Genomic DNA, 18056 nt, shown 5'->3' with positions numbered 1-18056 from the left:
TCGTTGACCGGATCGCCGACAGACGCCCGCCCCGGTGGGTTCGGTGCCCTGCTGCGGCCGCGCGGGATCGCACTGCTGGGCATCTCCGGGCGCACCGACAACCTCATGTCCCGGCCGCTGCGCTACCTGGTCGAGCACGGGTACACGGGTGCGCTGTACCCGGTGAACCCGAACTACGAGGAGCTGGTCGGGCAGAAGTGCTACCCGACGCTGGCCGACGTCCCCGGGCCGGTCGACCTGGTGCTCGTGCTCGTCGCCGCCGACCGGGTGGAGGACGCGATCCGGCAGGCGGCCGCGGTCGGCGCGTCGGCCGCCGTCGTCTACGCCTCCGGCTTCGCCGAGGTGGGGCCGGAGGGGTTGGCGCTGCAGCAGCGGCTGGCCGAGGTGGCGCGGGAGACCGGCGTGCGGGTGCTGGGCCCCAACTGCCAGGGCTTCCTCTACGCGCCCACCGGCGTGGTCGCCACCTTCACCGCGGCGGCCGACCGGCCGCTGACCTCCGACAGCGGCGTCGCCTACGTCGGGCAGAGCGGGGCGGTCGGCGGCTCGGTGCTCGACCTCGCCACCGACATGGGGCTGGGCCTGTCGTTCTGGGCGAGCACCGGCAACCAGGCCGACCTGGACCTGCTGGAGGTCTCGCGGGAGCTGCTGGAGGACCCGGCGATCCGGGTGCTCATGCTCTACGTGGAGGCCACCGACGACGGGCAGGCCTACGCCGCGCTCGCCCGCCGGGCGCGCGAGACGGGCCGGCACCTGGTGGTGCTCCGGTCGGGCCGCTCCAGCGCCGGGCGCCGGGCGGTGGCCAGCCACACCGGGTCCATGCTGGGAGACGACGTCGCCTTCGTGCTCACCTCCGAGGAGCACGGTGTGGTGCTCGTCCACGACATCGACGAGCTGCTCTCGGTGGCCGCGCTGCTCTCCACCGGCAAGCGCTCGGAGGGGCGGCGGGTCGCCGTCGTCACCACCTCCGGCGGGGCCGGCAGCCTCGCGGCCGACCAGTGCGAGGACCTCGGCCTGGAGATGCCCGAGCTCTCCGCCGACACCCAGGACCGGCTGCGCCCGCTGATCCCCGCGTTCGGCGCACTCGCCAACCCGGTCGACGTCACCGCCCAGCTGTTCAACCGGGGGGCGCACGCGTTCGGCGACGTCTGCCGGATCGTGGCCGACGACCCGTCGGTGGACGCGATCGCCGTCTTCGTGACGATGGTGGTCGGCGACGCCGGGGCCCGGCTGGCCGAGGACCTGGTGCTCACCGCCGCGAAGCTGCCGGTGCCGCTGCTCGTCGGATGGATCGCCGGTCAGGAGCTGACCACCGAGGGGCGGCGCGTGCTGCGCGACGCGGGCATCCCGGTCTTCGGCTCGGTCGGCGGGGTGGTCCGCGCCGCGGCGCGCATGGCGCCGCCGGCGCACCGCGGGGCGGCGCCCGCCCTGCCGCCCGCCCCCGAGGTGCCCGTCGCCCGGGTCCGCGAGCTGCTGCACGCCGACGTCGTCGACGGGCCGGAGCTGCTGCGCGCCATCGGCATCCCGCAGCCCGCCGCCACGCTGGTGACGACGCCGGAGGCGGCCCGCGAGGCGGTCGCCGCGCTGCCCGGCCCCGGCGTGCTCAAGCTGGCCGCCGGCGACCTGGCGCACAAGAGCGAGGTCGGCGGCGTGCGCGTCGGCGTGGCCGCCGAGGAGGCCGCCGGCGTCTTCACCGAGCTGGTCGAGGCGGCCCGCCGGCACCACGTGCCCGGCGTCGAGGGCGTGCAGGTGCAGGAGCTCATCCCGCCCGGCACCGAGCTGATCCTCGCCGCGACCGCCGGCCGCGACGGCTTCCCCCCGGTGGTCACCGTGGGGCTCGGCGGGATCACCACCGAGCTCTACCGCGACATCGCCTCCGGCCTGGCGCCGGTGACCCCGGAGCACGCCTGGTCGATGCTGCGCGGCCTGCGCGCCTGGCCGCTGCTCGCCGGCTTCCGCGGCGCGCCGCCGGCCGACGTCGCCGCCGCCGTCGACGCGGTGGTGCGGTTGTCGCAGGCCGCGGTCGCCGGAGGTGACAGGCTGGCGGAGTTCGAGGTCAACCCCCTGATCGTCGGGGCGCAGGGCGGTGGGGCGACCGCCGTCGACGTGCTGGTGCGCACCACCGGCCACCGCGCCCCGCTCGGCGAATAGCACCACTCACACAGAGAGGCAGGACCCCCGCGTGGGACAGGTACACCTGGAGAAGCAGGGCGGCATCGCCGTCCTCACCATCGACAACGTCGAGGTGAAGAACGGCCTGACGCCCGAGATGGGCATGCAGCTGTCGGAGCTGTGCGACGAGGTGGACCGCGACCCCGCCATCGGTGCCGCGGTCGTGCGCGGCAAGGACGGCATGTTCTGCTCGGGCGCCGACCGCCGCCGCTGGACGGCCGGCTCCGACCAGGCAGAGGACAAGACCTACAAGGAGCTGGGCGCGGTCTACCAGGCGTTCCGCCGGGTGGGGCTGCTGCAGGTGCCCACGATCGCCGCCGTCCGCGGTGCCGCCGTGGGCGCAGGCATCAACCTGGCCCTCTCCACCGACCTGCGGATCGTCTCCGAGTCCGCGCGGCTGCTGGCCGGCTTCCTCCGCATCGGCCTGCACCCGGGCGGTGGCTACTTCACCATCAGCTCCCGCACCGCGGGCCGCGAGGCGACCGCGGCCATGGGGCTGTTCAGCGAGGAGATCGACGGGGTCCGCGCCGCGGAGATCGGGATGGCGTGGAAGGCGGTGCCCGACGAGCAGGTCGAGGACCTCGCGATGGAGCTCGCCGGCCGCGCCGCCAAGGACCCCGAGCTCGCCCGCGAGGCGGCGCGCTCGTTCCGCACCGAGTCCGGCCCGCCCGGGATCGGCTGGGAGGCCGCCCTGCACTTCGAGCGGGCCACGCAGATGTGGTCCCAGCGGCGGCGCGAGACCGCCTGAGCACGCCCCGCCGGGCCGCCGCACCACCGGCGGCCCGGCGGGCAACCCCTGACCGGAGGAGACCGGCCATGCAGTTCGGCGCCACCCCCCTCACCCCCGCCGAGGAGTCGTTGCGCGCCGAGGTGCGCGACTTCCTGGCCGCGGAACTGCCCGAGGACCACCGGCCGGCGCTCGGCTTCGCCGGCCGCTACGACCCGGACTTCTCCCGGAAGCTCGCCGCCCGCGGGTGGGTGGGCATGGCGATCCCGCCCGAGTACGGCGGGCACGGCCGCAGCGCGGTGGAGCGCTTCGTCGTCGCCGAGGAGCTCCTCGCCGCCGGCGCCCCGATCGGGGCGCACTTCGTGGCCGACCGCCAGACCGGCCCGGCGCTGCTGCACTTCGGCACCGAGGAGCAGCGCCGCCGCTTCCTGCCGGGCATCGCGGCGGGAGAGATCTACTTCTCGCTCGGGATGAGCGAACCCGACTCCGGCTCCGACCTCGCCTCGGTGCGCACCCGGGCGACCAGGGTCGACGGCGGCTGGACCGTGACCGGCACCAAGGTGTGGACCAGCGAGGCGCACCGCAACCACTTCTTCGCCGTGCTGTGCCGCACCTCCCCGATGGAGGAGGGTCGGAAGCACGCCGGGCTGTCGCAGCTCATCGTCGACCTGCACGCCGACGGCGTGCGGGTCTCGCCGATCCCGTACCTCGACGGATCGCACCACTTCAACGAGGTCGCCCTCGAGGACGTCTTCGTCCCCGACGACATGGTTCTCGGCGAGATCGGCTCGGGCTGGCAGCAGGTCACCAGCGAGCTGGCCTACGAGCGCAGCGGGCCCGACCGGTGGCTCTCGACGTTCCCGGTGCTGCGGGAGTTCGTGCGGGAGGGGGCCGGCAAAGCGGTCGCCGACGACGAGGCGACGGTCATCGGGCGGCTGGCCGCCCGGGCCTGGGCGATCCGGGCGCTGTCGCTGTCGGTGGCTCGCGCCCTGGACGCCGGGGCGGTGCCGGTCATCGAGGCGGCGCTGGTCAAGGAGGTCGGCACGCGGTTCGAGCAGGACCTGGTGGAGGCGCTGCGGGTCGCCGCCGAGACCGAGGTCGACCAGAGCACGGGCACGCTCTTCCAGCGGCTGCTGGCCGAGGCCGTGCTCACCTCGCCGTCCTACACGCTGCGCGGCGGCACCACCGAGATCCTGCGGTCCGTGGCCGCGAAGGGGCTGGCATGAGCGAGCACAGCACGATGCTGACCGAGGTGGCTGCGGGGCTGATGCGCGATCTCTGCACCCCGGAGGACGTCGTCGCGGCGGAGGCGACCGGGTGGAGCGACCGGCTCTGGTCGGCGCTGACCGAGGCGGGGTTCCCCTACGTGTCGGTGCCGGAGGAGGCCGGTGGCCCGGGCGGGGACGTCGCCGACGCGTGCGCGCTGCTCGCCGTGGCCGGACGGTTCGCCGCACCGGTGCCGCTGGCCGAGAGCGGGCTGCTGGCCGGCTGGGCGCTGGCCGCCGCGGGGCTGGAGCTGCCGGAAGGCCCGGTGTCGGTGGCGGTGGGCCGGCCGGGTGACGCCGTCGAGCTCTCCGGCGGGCCGGGGCGGTGGCGGCTGACGGCGCGGGTGCAGCGGGTGCCCTGGGGTGGCCGGAGCAGCCGGGTGGTGCTGCTGGCGTCCGTCGGCGGCCAGCGGCACGTCGTCTGCGCACCGACGGAGGCGGCGCGGGTGGAGCCGGGCCGCAACCTCGCGGCGGAGCCCCGCGACTCCCTGGCCTGGGACGACGTGCCGCTCGGCGACGAGGCGGTCGCCGCGGCGCCGGCCGGCGTGGACCCCGACGCGCTGCGGCTGCGCGGGGCGCTGGGCCGGGCGGCGCTGATCTCGGGGGCGCTGGAGCGGGTGGGCGAGCTGACCGTCCGGTACACCGGTGAGCGGCAGCAGTTCGGCCGGCCGGTGGCCCGGTTCCAGGCGGTGCAGGCGCACCTGGTGACGATCGCCGAGGAGGCGGAGCTGGCCCGGCTGGCCGTCGAGGTGGCGGCGCGCAACGCGCGGCCGGAGCCCGGCTTCTTCGACGTGGCGGCGGCCGCTTCCGTGACCGGCGAGGCGGCGACCGTCGCGGCCCGCGCGGCGCACCAGGCGCACGGTGCCATCGGGATGACCAAGGAGTACGAGCTCGGCCAGCTCAGCCGGCGGTTGTGGTCGTGGCGGGACGAGTTCGGCAGCGAGCGGACGTGGGGCCGGGAGCTCGGGCGGCGGCTGGCCGACGCCGGCGCCGACGAGCTGTGGCCGACGATCTCGAGGGGGCTGGTGAGCGCATGAGCACCGACTGGGACGTCGCCGTCGTCGGCGCCGGCGTCGCCGGGCTGACCGCGGCACGGGTGGCCGCCGCGGCCGGGTTGCGGGTGGTGGCCTACGACCGGATGGCCCCGGGCGGGCAGCTGGTCAACCTGACCTCGGTGCACGACTACCCGCGGCCGGGGCAGGTCGTCGGGTCGGCCGGGCTGATGTCGCGGCTGGTCGCCGAGGCGGAGGCCGCCGGGGTGGTCATGGCCTTCGACGAGGTCACCCGGGTGCGGCCCGGCACCCCGGCGCGGCTGGAGACGAGCGGGGGCGCGGCGACCGCGGGCGCCGTGGTCGTGGCGACCGGGCTGGGCGCGAGGCGGCTGGGCCTGCCCGGGGAGGAGGAGCTCGTCGGCCGCGGGATCTCCACCTGCGCCGGGTGCGACGGCCCCCTGTTCCGCGGCCGCCCGGTGGTGGTGGTGGGCGACGACGAGTGGACCGCCGAGGAGGCGCTGGAGCTGGCCGAGGTCGCGTCCGCGGTCACCGTGCTCGTGCCGGGGGAGCCGCGGTGGGACGCCGACCGCGCCCGCCGGCTGGCCGCCGCGGACCGGGTCGAGGTGCTGACCGGCGCGAGCGTGACCGCCCTGCGGGGTGAGGGCCTGCTCGCGGGCGTCGTCGTCGACACCCCCGGTGGGGAGCGCGAGCTCGGCGCCGACGGGCTCTTCCCGTACGTGGGACGCCGGGGCCCGGGTGGGCTGGTCGAGTCGGTGCCTGCCGACGGCGCCGGGCGGTTGCTCGCCGACGGGGTGCGCACGGGAGCCGGCACGGTGGTGGTGGCGGGTGACGCGCGGTCGGGCGCGGCGCAGTCGGTGGCGGCTGCGGTCGAGGACGGGACCGCGGCGGGGGAGACTGTGGTGGCCGCGTTCCGGACGGCGGCCGGGCCGGGGCTGCAGATCGTCGACCCGACCTACGGCGTGCCGGCGGACGACGCCGAGGGCGTCGTCCCGGTGGGCGGCGGCGCGGACTGGACCGAGGTGGCGCTGTTCTCCAACTCCAAGCCGAACGCCACCGAGCTGCTCCGCGGGGTGGGTGGCCGGCTGCAGGAGCACTGGCAGCTGCCCGAGCTCGGGTTCGCCAGCAAGCCCAACGCCTCCGCCGCGGCCGACAAGGACCTCATCGACTGGCTGTCGCAGCGCTACAAGATGGTGCTGGTGGCGGTCGGTGACTAGGGCTCGTGCTCGTCGTGGAGTCTCCACGACTCGGTGGAACTGGAGAAGCGTGGCGTCGTGGCACCGCTGCTGGTGACCTCGACGTTCCTGCCGCTGGTCGAGGCGCAGGCCAAGGCCCGGCGGGTGACGCCGCGGGTGATCGTGGTGCCGCACCCCGTCGGCGGGCTCAACGAGCAGGAGCTCGCGGAGCGGATCGAGGCCGCGGCCGGCGCGCTGCTGCCGCTGGCCGACGAGGCTCGGGGGAGCGCATGACCGAGGTCATCGACCTCCCCGGGGTGACCGAGGAGAGCTGGCACGAGGTCGCGTGGGAACGCGGCTGGGGGGACGGGCTGCCGACGGTGCCGCCGACCCCGCAGCGGGTCGCGGCGGCGCTGGAGGCGTTGGAGGGCATCGACCTGGAGCTCGGGCCGGTGCCGCCGTCGGGGCTCGTGCCGACGCGGGAGAGCTTCGCGGCGAACGCGGTGATGGCCGGCTGCCGGCCGGCCGACCTGCCGGTGGTGCTCGCCGCCGTCCGCGCGCTGCTGGCGCCGGAGTACAACCTGCATGGCGTGCTGGCCACGACCCACCCGTGCGCGCCGCTGGTCATCGTGAACGGTCCGGTGCGGACGTCGCTGGGGATCAACGGCGGCACCAACTGCTTCGGCCAGGGCACCCGGGCCAATGCGGTGATCGGCCGGGCGGTGCAGCTGGTGACGACCCACGTCGGCGGGGCGCGGCCCGGCTCGATGGACCGGTCGACGCAGGGCGGGCCGGCGAAGTACACGTGGTGCTTCGGCGAGAACGAGGAGGAGAGCCCGTTCGAGCCGTTCTCGGTGCGCCGCGGGTTCGCGCCGGGGGAGTCGACGGTGACGGTGGCGGCGTGCGAGGGGCCGCACAACATCAACGACCACGGCAGCACGACCGGTGAGGGCCTGCTGATGACGATCGCCGGCACGATGGCGCAGACGGGGTCGAACAACCTCTACGTGAAGGGGCCGCACTTCCTGGTGCTGGGCCCGGAGCACGCGGCGACCCTGCACCGCGACGGGTGGACGGCGGAGTCGCTGCGCGAGCGGTTGTGGGAGCAGGCGCGGGTGCCGGTGTCCAAGGTGTCGGAGGAGAACCAGCGCCAGTTCTTGGACTGGGGCGTGGAGCCCGAGGGGGACTTCTACCCGGTCAGCACCGGCCCGGACATGCTGCACATCCTGGTCGCGGGCGGTGCAGGCAAGCACTCGGCGTGGATCCCCTCGTTCGGCGCGACGGCGGCGGTCACGCGCGCGGTACCGGAGCGGCCGTGAGACCGGATCCCGCGGGCCCGTGGTGAACGCGGCGGACCTGCCGCTGGTCGGGGCCGATGCCGACCCCGGGGCGGTGCTGGCCGACCTGCTGGCCGCGGGGCACGGGGACGGGCTGCCGGTGGTGCCGCCGACCGGGGCTCGGCTCGGGGCGATGCTGGACGGCGTCACGGCGCCCGACGAGGAGCTCGGGCTGGTGCCGCCGCTGTTCGGCCCGCTGACCGTGCGTTCGGTGGCCTGGTACGCGGTGCTCGCGGGGTGCCGGCCCGGGGAGCTGCCGGTGGTGGTGGCCGCGTGCCGCGCGGCGCTCGAGGAACCGTTCAACCTGCTGGGGCTGTCGACGACGACGGGGGCGCCGGCGGTCGCGGTGCTGGTGCACGGGCCGGTGGCGAGGCGGCTGGGCATGACGTCGGGTGCCGGCGGGCTGGGGACCGGTAACCGGGCGAACGCCTGCATCGGGCGGGCGGTGTCGATGGCGCTGGCGGGCATCGGGGGAGGGACGGCCGGGCTGACCGACATGGCGACGATCGGGCAGCCGGCGAAGTACACGTGCTGCACCGCCGAGGCGGCGCGCCCGCTGCCGTCGCTGGCGCAGCGCCGGGGGCTCGGGGTGGACGTCGACGCGGTGACGGTCATCGGCGTCGGGAGCGTGGTGGAGGCGCTGCCCGGGGAGGGTTATCGGGAGCCGCCGTCCGTGCTGGGGCCGGCCGCGGCGGCGATGGCGGGGGTCGCGCTGGCGTCGGGCGACCCCCGGCGTGCCGCGCTGGGGGAGCAGTTCCTGCTGCTGCCGCCGGAGCCGGCCGAGCTGCTGGCGGTGCACGGGTGGGGGTACGCGCGGATCGCGGAGTTCCTGTTCGAGCAGGGCAGCGCGCTGTTGCAGGGCTCGGCACCGGTGCTCGCCTTCCACGCGGGACTGGCGCGGTACGCGGCCGGGGACCTGCGCGTGGCGGCGTCGCCGTCCGACGTGCACGTCGTCGTCACCGGGGGTGCCGGGGTGAAGATGCTGCTCCTGCCGACGTGGCCGGGCGGCTCCCGGTCGGTGACGGCGCCGGTGCGTGCCCTGGTGCCGCGCTGACCGTCGCCGATCAGACCGTCTCGGGCACCCGCAGCTCGGCCACGACGAGGTCGAAGGTGGCGACCTCGACGACCTGCGCGCCGGTCCGGCGGCTGAACGCCTGGCGCAGTTCGGTGGCGTGCTCGATCGCCGCCTGCATGGCGTCGCGCGAGTCGTAGGTGACGGCGGTGACGGCGCGGCCGGTCTCGGGCTGGACCAGCACGCTCACCGAGCAGAAACCGGGGATGTCTTCCAGGCGCGGCACCATGCTCATGCCGAAGGCCTCGGTCATCCCGTCGAGCCGCTCGGGCTTCCCCTCGGTCCAGGTGACGCGGGCGCAGGCGGTCTCGGGCGCGGGATGCATGCGGTGCAGGACGCCGATCGTCCACTCGTCGATCACGGCCGGGCCGCCAAGGATGTCGCTGGCCCGGGCCCGCATGGCCTTCACCTGCGGGGCGCTCTGGCGGAGAGCGGTGGTGTCCTCCCAGGCGCTGGTGATGATGCAGCGGCCGGAGTGCCGGTCGGCGAGCATCGACAGGCCGATGAAGCCGTCCATGCCCATGACGGCGGGGAGGACGCGGGTGCGGATGTAGACGATGCCCCGCTCGACCTGGGTGGGGTTGCCGGCGATGGTGGTGGAACGCGCGTACATGCGACGGCTCCTCTGGTGAGCGGGCGGCGTCGAAGGGCGATGCGGCGGTGTCCACTGTCCTCGCACGAGCACGCCTTGGGAACGGATCCGGACGCGTGGGTCCCGTCGGTCAGCGGCGCTGCGGGTCGGGTGGTGCTTGCTCGTCGAGCCAGGGTGGGTCGGGTTCGGGGTCGTGGCTCCCGCCGGGTGGGCGGGTGGTGCGGGAGACGCCGCTGGGTGTGCGGACGGTGAGGCGACCGTCTTTGTGCAGGTGGAAGCGCCAGCCGCGGGCGAAGGTCTTGATGCGGTGATGGCGGCGGCACAGGCAGCAGAGGTTCCAGCAGTCGGTGGGGCCGCCCTCGGCATGGGGGGTGCCGTGGTCGATGTCGCAGCGTCCGGGGCGTCGTCGGCAGCCGGGCATGCGGCAGTGCCGGTCGCGGACGTGCAGGAAGCGGCGTTGCGCGGCGGTCGGTGCGTAGGCGGTGGTCGGTGCTGGTGGGCCGAGACCCGGCCCGCTCTCGGGCCGTTCGTCTCCTGCGGTGAACCGGCTGGTCGCGCTTTTCCCGCGCTTGCGGGAGCGGCGGCGGTGCCCGGCGGCGCGGCGGAGCTGGCTGCGGGTGGCGACGGCGACGAGCCGCCCGTCGAGGGGGTTGCCGATGGCCACCTGCACGCACCCGCCAGCCGGTGCAGCACCGACGCCGAGCATGTCCAGTTCGTGCAGGATCTTCCGGCATTGCGCGGCGGTGACGACCTCGCCGGCGACCTCTGCGGCCGGCTGGCTGCTGCCGTCGTCGTCGGGGTCGTGCAGCGAGGGCAGCGGGGCGTGGATGGTCAGGACGGCGGTGACCGCCGGCCGGGAGGTGTCCCAGGGGCGCAGGATCAGGTCGGCGGCGACGGCGGCGCGCAGAACGCCGATGGGGCGGGAGTCGCCGTCGGCACGCAGCAGGCGGGCGTACTGGTCGATGGCGTCGGCGCAGGCGGCGGCGACGTGGACGGGGAGGTCGGCGACGAGCTGGCTCATGCCGTCGCCGGTGCGGCGGGTGGTGACGTCGGCCCGCTGGGCGGCCTGCTTGCGGCGCTGGTCCAGGGCGTCGGCGTCCAGGCGGGCCAGCGCTCGGCACACGCGGGCGCGCAGCTGGGCGACGGTGAGCCGGCCGGCGTCGGGCAGGACGCGGCGTTCCACCTGGGCGATGACGTCCGGCGTGGCCGTGGACAGGAGGTCGACCAGGGCGCGCATCTTGCGCACGTCGATGCGGCCGGCGTAGAGGGCGTCCCAGGTGCCCGTCAGCAGGGTGGTGAGCAGGATCGATTCGACGGCGAGGGCTTCGGCCTCGACCTCCGAGCAGTTGCGGATCTGCGCGAGCTCGGACACGAAGGTCTCGCTGACCTGGGCCAGCACCTCGGATCGGCGGAGCCGGCTGTCCAGCCCCGGACCGCCGAGCGGGCCGAAGTCGCGGTCGCGGTCGATGGAGCGGCGCCGGGCGAGCGCGGCGATCGCCTCCGCGCGCTCGGCGGCGTGCCGGGCCTCGCGGGCGTCGGCGGCCCAGATGTCGGCGACCAGTTCCAGGTCGCTCAGCCCGGGGGCGTGCGTGTCGGGCACCCAGGGGATCGGGACGCCGTCTTCTGGCGCGCGGGGCGGCTCACCGGGGAACACACCTGCACCGTAGAGCCGGCCACCGACAGTCTCCGCAGCTCAGTCGTAGGGATTGGTGAGAACGGTGCGGGCCTGGAGGACGTCGAAGGTCACGGGTGGGCCGTCGGTGGTGGTGGTCCCGGGGACGTCGGCCTCGGCGCTGCCGTCGACGGTGAAGGTAGCGCCCCAGGTGACGGTGAGATGGGCGGTGTAGGTGCCGGGGCGGTAGCTGTGCTCGATGGTGTGGTCGGGGTACGGGGCACCGGGGTCGGTCGTCCTGATCTGGCCGGCCGCGTCGCCGGTGTGCCAGGTGAACTGCTCGGCGGTGGCCTCGATGACGACGGTGAAGCCGCGGATGTCGACGGTGAAGGTCTGGGTCGTGGGGGAGTCGGTGTAGAAGATGACCGGCAATCCCGTCAGGCCATTCCCGGGCGGCTGGTGCCGGGTCGTGAGCTGCGGGAGCGGCAAGGTCTGGAAATAGCGAAACACCTCGTCGGGCGACGGCGGCGGGTTCAACGCGGTGATGTCGATGCAGGCCCGCGTCCCGACGATCCAAGGACCCACTTGCGTTCCAACGGGCGCACCGCCAGTAGGAAAGCCGTCGATGGTGGTTGTCGTGCCGTCAGCTCCCGGCAGCGCCAGACGTCGTTGCTCGGCAACCAGGTTCTCCACGACCCGGCCGGGCGCAGATGGGCACTGAAAGAAGTCGCTCGGCCGGCATCCACCGCTCTCACGGTCGCTGACGACGCACGGGCGGGACAGCCGGTAGGTGTACGGATGGTCGAGGGGAGCGCTGTTGGAAGCCGCCCATGAACCACCCGGCCTCTGCTCGAGGTATGTCGCGGTAAGAGAACCAGGGCCAGTCGATACATCAGGACCGTCGCAGTCGAGCCCTACGCAGGCCAGGGCCGACGATCCGCCGCCCACGATAAGTCCTACAAGCAGGACAACCGTTAGGACCAGTCGCCGCACGTCAACCCACCGTCAATCCGGTGATGACCCAACTCCGAAGGTCGTCTTTCCAGAGCAGCGTCGCACCTGACTGCAGGGTTTCAGGGGTGGCTGCGGATCGTTCCGGGACGACCTGCCCGGCTTCATCGATTGCGGTGATGGGGCCTTGCACATAAGCAAAGCCGACTTCAGCCATGTCGCCGTTGATGAGAGCTGGCCCGTACTCGTCGAATTGGTACGTGTACTCGGCATAGCTGTAGTTGGCGGCGGCGTCAGACGCCAAGGCCTGTGCGATCTGGTTGCAGGTGCGGCAGTCTTCACTGAGGCGGAGGAGCGGCTGCGGATCTTGGGCAGTCATCGCTAGGTGCTTCGTGAGAGCCACGTAGTAGCGAACAAACTCAACGGCCGCCCCAGGTGTGTTCTCGCGCGCCTCGGCGGGAACCGGGAAGTCGGCCGGACCCAGGGGCGGGAGCGACTCCGTGGTCGGCGCCGCCTGCGTCGTCGGCAGGCTCGTGCTGGCTTCCTGCTTCTCCGAGCACCCGGTCAGCAGCACGGTCCCGGCCACCAGGCAGCCGAGCGTCGTCCGGACCAGGCCCCCGCGGAGTTCACGCACAGCGGGAGACTACGCAGAGTTCGCTCGCATCCGGTTCCGTAACTGTGGACAGGCCGCCGGATCGGGTGACCGCCCCCGCGCACGAGACCTGGCTCACCGGCGCAGAATCCCCCAGCCGGGACCAGCCGCAGACGGGGGACGCATGAGCACGGAGCAGACGACGGGCACCAGCCCCTTCGACACGAGCGGCATCGAGGTCGGCCCCGACGGCGTCCGCCGCTACACCGGCCTGCCCCGGAACATCGTCCGCGTGCTGGCCGACCAGGCCCGGCAGCACGCCGACCGCACCGCCATCGTCGAGCTCGACGGCGGCCGGCTCACCTACGCCCAGCTGTGGCAGCGAGCCCTGCGCGTCGCCGGCGGTCTCCGCGCCGCGGGCGTCACCACCGGCGACCGGGTCGCGGTCCAGCTGCCGAACGGCGTCGACTGGGTGCTCGCCTTCTGGGGCGCCCAGCTCGCCGGCGCCGTCGTCGTCCCGATGAGCACCCGGCTGGCCCCCGCCGAGGCCGGCTTCATCCTCGCCGACTGCGGCGCCCGCCGGGTGATCCGCCCCGGGGAGCCGCTGCCCGACGGCGAGCCGGGGGAGGTCCCCGATCCGCAGCACACCGACGTCGCCGCGCTCTTCTACACGAGCGGCACCACGGGCCGGCCCAAGGGCGCGATGACCACCCACGAGAACTTCCTCAGCAACATCGAGTCGGTCATCCGCTGCCGCGAGCTCAGCCGCGACCCGGAGGCAGCCCACGCCACGCTGATCTCCGTCCCGCTGTTCCACGTCACCGGCTGCAACTCCCAGTTCCTCACCCAGATCGCGCTCGGTGGCAGGAGCGTGCTGATGCCGAAGTTCGATGCCACGGCCTTCCTGACGGCCATCCCCGAGCACGGGATCACGCTGCTCACCAGCGTCCCGACCATCTACGAGCTGGTGCTGCGCCACCCGGCGCTGGCGACGACGGACGTCTCCACCGTCCGCACCCTCAGCTACGGCGGCGCACCCATCGCCCCGGAGCTGGTGCACCGCCTCCGCCAGGCCTTCCCGAACGCCCGGCTCGGCAACGGGTTCGGCCTGAGCGAGACGAGCGCGCTGGCCACCTTCCTCCCGCACGAGTACGCCGAGACCCAAGCGGACGCCGTCGGGTTCCCCACCCCGGTGAACGAGGTGCGCCTCGACCGCCCCGACCCGGTCACCGGCGTCGGCGAGCTGCTGGTGCGCGGCCCCAACGTCGTCGCCGGCTACTGGGACGACCCGGAGCGGACCGCGGAGACGTTCGTCGACGGCTGGTTGCACACCGGCGACCTCGCGACCCTCACCGACGGCGTCGTCCGGATCGTCGACCGCGCCAAGGACATGATCAACCGCGGCGGCGAGAACGTGTACAGCGTCGAGGTGGAGAACGCCCTCGCCGAGCACCCCGACGTCCTCGAGGTCGCCGTCGTCGGCGTCCCCGACCCGGTGATGGGGGAGAAGGTCGGCGCCGTCGTCCTGCCGAAGCCGGGCACGGACGCCGGCGAGCTGGTCGCGGGCCTGGCCGCCTTCGCCCGCGAGCGGCTGGCCGACTTCAAGCGCCCGCAGTTCGTCCGCGTCATCGACGGCCCGCTGCCGCGCAACGCCGGCGGCAAGGTGCTGAAGGCCCCGCTGCGCGAGGCGGAGGGCTGGGTGACCGTCCCCCGGTAGCGCTACGTTGCGGGAGGCCCGACCTCTCGGCGACAGGAGCACCTCGTGCGCATCGGCATGCCCATCTCCTACGACGGCGGCTACGACCGCACGACGGCCGTCATCGCCGACTTCGAGAAGGCCGGCCTCGACACCGTCTACGTCGCCGAGGCCTACTCCTTCGACGCCGTGAGCCACCTCGGCTACCTGGCCGCGCGGACGACGACGGTGGAGATCGCCTCGGGCATCCTCAACATCTACTCCCGGACGCCGACGCTGCTGGCCATGACCGCCGCCGGCCTGGACTTCCTCTCCGGTGGCCGCTTCACCCTCGGCATCGGCGCCTCCGGGCCGCAGGTGGTCGAGGGCTTCCACGGCGTGCCCTACACCGCGCCGCTGGCCACCACCCGCGAGGTCGTGGAGGTCTGCCGCGCGGTGTGGCGCCGGGAGAAGGTCGACCACCACGGGGCGCACGTCGACATCCCGTTGACCCGCGAACGCGGTGGCAGCGGTCTCGGGAAGCCGCTGAAGCTGATCAACCAGCCGGTGCGGGAGCGCATCCCGATGCTGCTGGCCGCCATCGGGCCGAAGAACGTCGCGATGGCCGCCGAGCTGTTCGAGGGGTGGCAGCCGGCGTTCTTCCTCCCCGAGGGCAGCGCGGCGGCGTTCGGCGACGCCCTCGCGGAGGGGACGGCGCGGCGGGACCCGGAGCTCGGGCCGCTCCAGGTCGTCGCCGACAGCCAGCTGCTGATCAGCGAGGACGCCGACGAGCAGGCGGCGGCGCTGGACCGGGTCCGCGCAAAGCTCGCGCTCTACGTCGGCGGGATGGGTGCCCGCGGCAAGAACTTCTACAACGAGCTGGCGGGGCGCTACGGCTTCGCCGACGAGGCGACGACGGTGCAGGACCTCTACCTCGACGGGCGCAAGGACGAGGCGGCCGCGGCGCTGCCCGAGGAGTTCGTCCGCGGCGTCGCGCTGGTCGGGCCGCGCGGGCACGTCGCCGAGCGGCTCGCCGCCTTCCGCGAAGCCGGGGTCACGACGCTGAACGTCACGCCCCTGGCCGCGGAGCACGGCGAGCGGCTGCGCGCGGTCGAGACGCTGAAGGCGCTCGCGTGATCCCGCTCCCCGCCCACGAGCAGGAGTTCGTCGCGCTCACCGCCGAGTTCGTCGACCGGCGGGTGCGCCCGCGGGTGGCCGAGTTCGAGGCAGAGGACCGCTACCCCGAGGCCTTCATCGAGGAGATGAAGGCGCTCGGCCTGTTCGGCCTGCTCGTGCCCGAGGAGCACGGCGGCAGCGCGGTGAGCACCGCCTGCTTCGCCCGCGTCACCGAGGAGCTGGCGCGGGGCTGGATGAGCCTGGCCGGCGCGATCGGCGGCCACTCCGTCATCTCCCACCTGCTGGCGACCGTCGGCACCGACGAGCAGCGGGCCCGCTACCTGCCCCGCATGGCCACCGGCGAGGTCCGGGCCACCATGGCGCTCACCGAGCCCGGCGGCGGCAGCGACCTGCAGGCGATGCGCACGCACGCCGTCCGCACGGACGACGGCTGGGCCGTCACCGGCAGCAAGACCTGGATCTCCAACGCCCAGCACAGCGGGCTGATCGGCCTGCTCTGCCGCACCGACCGCGACGCCGTCCCGCCGCACACCGGCATGAGCGTGCTGCTGGTCGAGCCGGGGGAGGGGCTGGAGATCTCGGCCAAGATCCCCAAGCTCGGCTACCGCGGCGTCGAGGCCTGCGAGCTGAGCTTCGACGGCATGCGCGTGCCGGCCGGCGCCGTCCTCGGCGGGGAGCCCGGCCGCGGCTGGGTGCAGATGATGCGCGGCCTCGAGGTCGGCCGGGTCCAGGTCGCCGCCCGCGCCGTCGGGGTCGCGCAGGCGGCGCTGGCCGCCGCCACCCGGTACGCCCAGGAGCGGGAGACCTTCGGCGTCCCCATCTGGAAGCACCAGTCGGTCGGCAACCTGCTCGCCGACATGGCGACCAAGGTGCAGGCCGCCCGGCTGCTCACCGCCGACGCCGCCGAGAAGCTCGACAGCGGCGCCCGCGCCGACATGGAGGCCGGCATGGCGAAGCTCTTCGCCTCCGAGGCGGCGATGCAGGTCGCGCTGGACGCCATGCGGGTGCACGGGGGCTACGGCTACTCGAAGGAGTTCGACGTCGAGCGCTACTTCCGCGACGCCCCGCTGATGATCCTCGGCGAGGGCACCAACGAGATCCAGCGCACCGTGATCGCCGCCCAGTGGATCGCCCGCCACCGGATCTAGCGGCACGGCTCCTCGACGAGCGGCAGCACCCTGCCCGCGACCGCCACGTGCAGGCTCCAGGTGCCCGCGACGAGGTCGTCGTCGAGCACCGACCGCAGCTCCTGGGCCCAGGCCTCGTCCTCCGCGGTGACATCCGGCTCGCCCGGCCGGCACAGCGCCAACGCCAGGTGCCCGGTGCCGCCGAGCTGGTCGTGGACGACCGAGCCGTGCACCTCCCGGAGCCCGACCAGCAGAGCGGGCTCCGGGAGGGCCGGCAGGTCGTCCACGGGGACGACGACCGGCAGTTGGCGGCCGTCGGCGTCGAACCAGGTCAGCCAGAGGCTGCGGGCACCGAACCCGTCGGGGCCGAGCAGGGTGGACCAGCGGTCGGTGAGCTCGGCGGCGGAGCGGACACGGGCATCGGCGAGCGGAGAGGTCGTCATGCCCGTCACCGTGGCAGGTCGCGGGGACCGGCGACGGCGTTGTCCACAGGTCAGCGGTGGCCGAGCCCCCCGGGACCGTGGTCGGCGGGCACCCGCTCGTCGACCGGCGGAGGGCCGGGCGGCGTGCCGTCGCCCCACGGGCGGTCGCTGAGCTGGTCGCGGTTGTGCGGCATCAGCCAGCCGGAGGTGTCGGGGCCCTGCGGGATGATCTGCGTCGGGTTGATGTCGGCGTGGACCACGTAGTAGTGCTCCTTGATCTGCGGGAAGTCGATCGTGTCGCCGAACCCGGGCAGCTGGAACAGATCGCGCGCGTACGCCCAGAGCACCGGCATCTCGCTGAGCTTCTGCCGGTTGCACTTGAAGTGGCCGTGGTAGACGGCGTCGAACCGCGCGAGGGTGGTGAACAGCCGGACGTCGGCCTCCGTGACCTGCCCGCCCATCAGGAAGCGGCGGTCCTCCAGCCGGTCGCTGAGCCAGTCCAGCGCGGTGAACAGCCGGTCGTAGGCCTGGTCGTAGGCGCGCTGCGAGCCGGAGAACCCGCACCGGTAGACGCCGTTGTTGACCTCCTGGTAGACCCGCTCCATCACCTCGTCCATCTCGTCCCGCAGGTGCTCGGGGTAGAGGTCCGGTGCGCCCGCCCGGTGGTGGGCGGTCCACTGGGTGGAGAAGTCGAGGGTCATCTGCGGGAAGTCGTTGGTGACGACGGCACCGCTGGGGATGTCGACCATCGCCGGCACCGTGATGCCGCGCGAGTACCCCGGGTCGCGGGCGAGGAAGGCCTCCTGCAGCCGCTCGTAGCCCAGCACCGGGTCGCGGCCGCCGGGGTCGAGGTCGAAGGTCCAGCTGCGCTCGTCGTGGGTGGGCCCGCACAGCCCCATCGAGATGGCGTCCTCCAGGCCCAGCAGCCGGCGCACGATGACCGCCCGGTTGGCCCACGGGCACGCCCGGGCGACGACGAGGCGGTAGCGCCCCGGCTCGACCGGCCAGGGGCCGAGGCCATCGGCGGTGATGCGGTCGGAGATGTACTTGGAGTCGCGGGAGTACTCCGCCTCGACGTAACCGGATCCGCTCTGGTTCTCACTCACCGGTGGGCCGTGCCCGGTGCCGCGCCCGCTCACACGCCGGCGGCGGTTGCGTTCCGGTGACCGTCGTCGCCCTCGCCGTCCCCACCA

15 protein-coding genes and 1 pseudogene are annotated in these 18056 nt (G+C 74.2%); 10 read left to right on the top strand and 6 right to left on the bottom strand.

The window, feature by feature from the left end; all coding sequences use genetic code 11:
• The first annotated feature begins 3 nt into the window (after positions 1 to 3).
• From ACI79P_RS04900 to ACI79P_RS04870, 7 genes and pseudogenes are all read left to right on the top strand, one after another.
• Positions 4 to 2148, top strand: a complete 2145-nt coding sequence (locus ACI79P_RS04900) for an acetate--CoA ligase family protein (RefSeq protein WP_456579904.1) — start codon at positions 4 to 6, stop codon at positions 2146 to 2148.
• Positions 2149 to 2179: 31 nt separating this feature from the next.
• Positions 2180 to 2917, top strand: a complete 738-nt coding sequence (locus ACI79P_RS04895) for an enoyl-CoA hydratase/isomerase family protein (protein WP_456579903.1) — start codon at positions 2180 to 2182, stop codon at positions 2915 to 2917.
• Between the two features lie 68 nt (positions 2918 to 2985).
• Entirely contained in the window at positions 2986 to 4122 is a 1137-nt protein-coding gene (locus ACI79P_RS04890; RefSeq protein WP_456579902.1) for an acyl-CoA dehydrogenase family protein, read from the top strand.
• Positions 4119 to 5198: an acyl-CoA dehydrogenase family protein gene (locus tag ACI79P_RS04885; RefSeq protein WP_456579901.1), complete on the top strand. Its 1080-nt coding sequence runs from the start codon at positions 4119 to 4121 to the stop codon at positions 5196 to 5198. The genes ACI79P_RS04890 and ACI79P_RS04885 overlap by 4 nt, the downstream gene beginning before the upstream one ends.
• Positions 5195 to 6640 (top strand): annotated as a pseudogene (locus ACI79P_RS04880) (UGSC family (seleno)protein). The gene ACI79P_RS04885 and the pseudogene ACI79P_RS04880 overlap by 4 nt, the downstream one beginning before the upstream one ends.
• Positions 6637 to 7665 carry a hypothetical protein gene (locus ACI79P_RS04875; protein WP_456579900.1) on the top strand — a complete coding sequence of 343 codons (1029 nt, stop codon included), beginning with the start codon at positions 6637 to 6639 and terminating at the stop codon, positions 7663 to 7665. Before ACI79P_RS04880 ends, ACI79P_RS04875 begins: the two are co-directional and overlap by 4 nt.
• A gap of 19 nt (positions 7666 to 7684) precedes the next feature.
• On the top strand, positions 7685 to 8737 hold the full coding sequence (locus ACI79P_RS04870; RefSeq protein WP_456579899.1) for a hypothetical protein: 1053 nt from the start codon (positions 7685 to 7687) through the stop codon (positions 8735 to 8737).
• 10 nt (positions 8738 to 8747) lie between these two features.
• Here ACI79P_RS04870 and ACI79P_RS04865 read toward each other — a convergent pair whose 3' ends face one another.
• The 4 genes from ACI79P_RS04865 to ACI79P_RS04850 all read right to left on the bottom strand — a co-directional run bounded on the left by ACI79P_RS04865 (position 8748) and on the right by ACI79P_RS04850 (position 12544).
• Positions 8748 to 9368, bottom strand: coding sequence for a hypothetical protein (locus ACI79P_RS04865; RefSeq protein WP_456579898.1), 621 nt, complete (start codon positions 9366 to 9368; stop codon positions 8748 to 8750).
• A 109-nt stretch (positions 9369 to 9477) separates the two neighbouring features.
• Positions 9478 to 10947: a DUF222 domain-containing protein gene (locus ACI79P_RS04860; protein ID WP_456579897.1), complete on the bottom strand. Its 1470-nt coding sequence runs from the start codon at positions 10945 to 10947 to the stop codon at positions 9478 to 9480.
• Positions 10948 to 11040: 93 nt separating this feature from the next.
• Positions 11041 to 11652, bottom strand: coding sequence for a hypothetical protein (locus ACI79P_RS04855; RefSeq protein ID WP_456579896.1), 612 nt, complete (start codon positions 11650 to 11652; stop codon positions 11041 to 11043).
• Between the two features lie 301 nt (positions 11653 to 11953).
• On the bottom strand, positions 11954 to 12544 hold the full coding sequence (locus ACI79P_RS04850; RefSeq protein WP_456579895.1) for a DUF6318 family protein: 591 nt from the start codon (positions 12542 to 12544) through the stop codon (positions 11954 to 11956).
• A 142-nt stretch (positions 12545 to 12686) separates the two neighbouring features.
• Between ACI79P_RS04850 and ACI79P_RS04845 the strand changes: the two genes are divergently transcribed.
• From ACI79P_RS04845 to ACI79P_RS04835, 3 genes are read left to right on the top strand one after another with little or no spacing between them, the layout of a single operon-like run.
• The gene (locus ACI79P_RS04845; RefSeq protein WP_456579894.1) at positions 12687 to 14219 is read left to right on the top strand and encodes a class I adenylate-forming enzyme family protein; all 1533 of its coding nucleotides are present in this window, start codon (positions 12687 to 12689) and stop codon (positions 14217 to 14219) included.
• A gap of 45 nt (positions 14220 to 14264) precedes the next feature.
• Positions 14265 to 15314: an LLM class F420-dependent oxidoreductase gene (locus ACI79P_RS04840; protein ID WP_456579893.1), complete on the top strand. Its 1050-nt coding sequence runs from the start codon at positions 14265 to 14267 to the stop codon at positions 15312 to 15314.
• Entirely contained in the window at positions 15311 to 16462 is a 1152-nt protein-coding gene (locus tag ACI79P_RS04835; protein ID WP_456579892.1) for an acyl-CoA dehydrogenase family protein, read from the top strand. Before ACI79P_RS04840 ends, ACI79P_RS04835 begins: the two co-directional genes overlap by 4 nt.
• Here the strand turns inward: ACI79P_RS04835 and ACI79P_RS04830 are convergent.
• A complete protein-coding gene (locus tag ACI79P_RS04830; RefSeq protein WP_456579891.1) occupies positions 16459 to 16884 on the bottom strand; it encodes a hypothetical protein in 426 nt (141 codons plus the stop codon). The genes ACI79P_RS04835 and ACI79P_RS04830 overlap by 4 nt on opposite strands.
• A gap of 50 nt (positions 16885 to 16934) precedes the next feature.
• Positions 16935 to 17969 carry a glutathione S-transferase family protein gene (locus ACI79P_RS04825; RefSeq protein ID WP_456579890.1) on the bottom strand — a complete coding sequence of 345 codons (1035 nt, stop codon included), beginning with the start codon at positions 17967 to 17969 and terminating at the stop codon, positions 16935 to 16937.
• Positions 17970 to 18056: the final 87 nt, after the last annotated feature.

It is taken from the genome of Blastococcus sp. SYSU DS0510, from assembly GCF_054050835.1.
The sequence above is the reverse complement of the archived record's forward strand: the minus strand, read 5'-3'. Positions and strand labels throughout refer to the sequence as shown.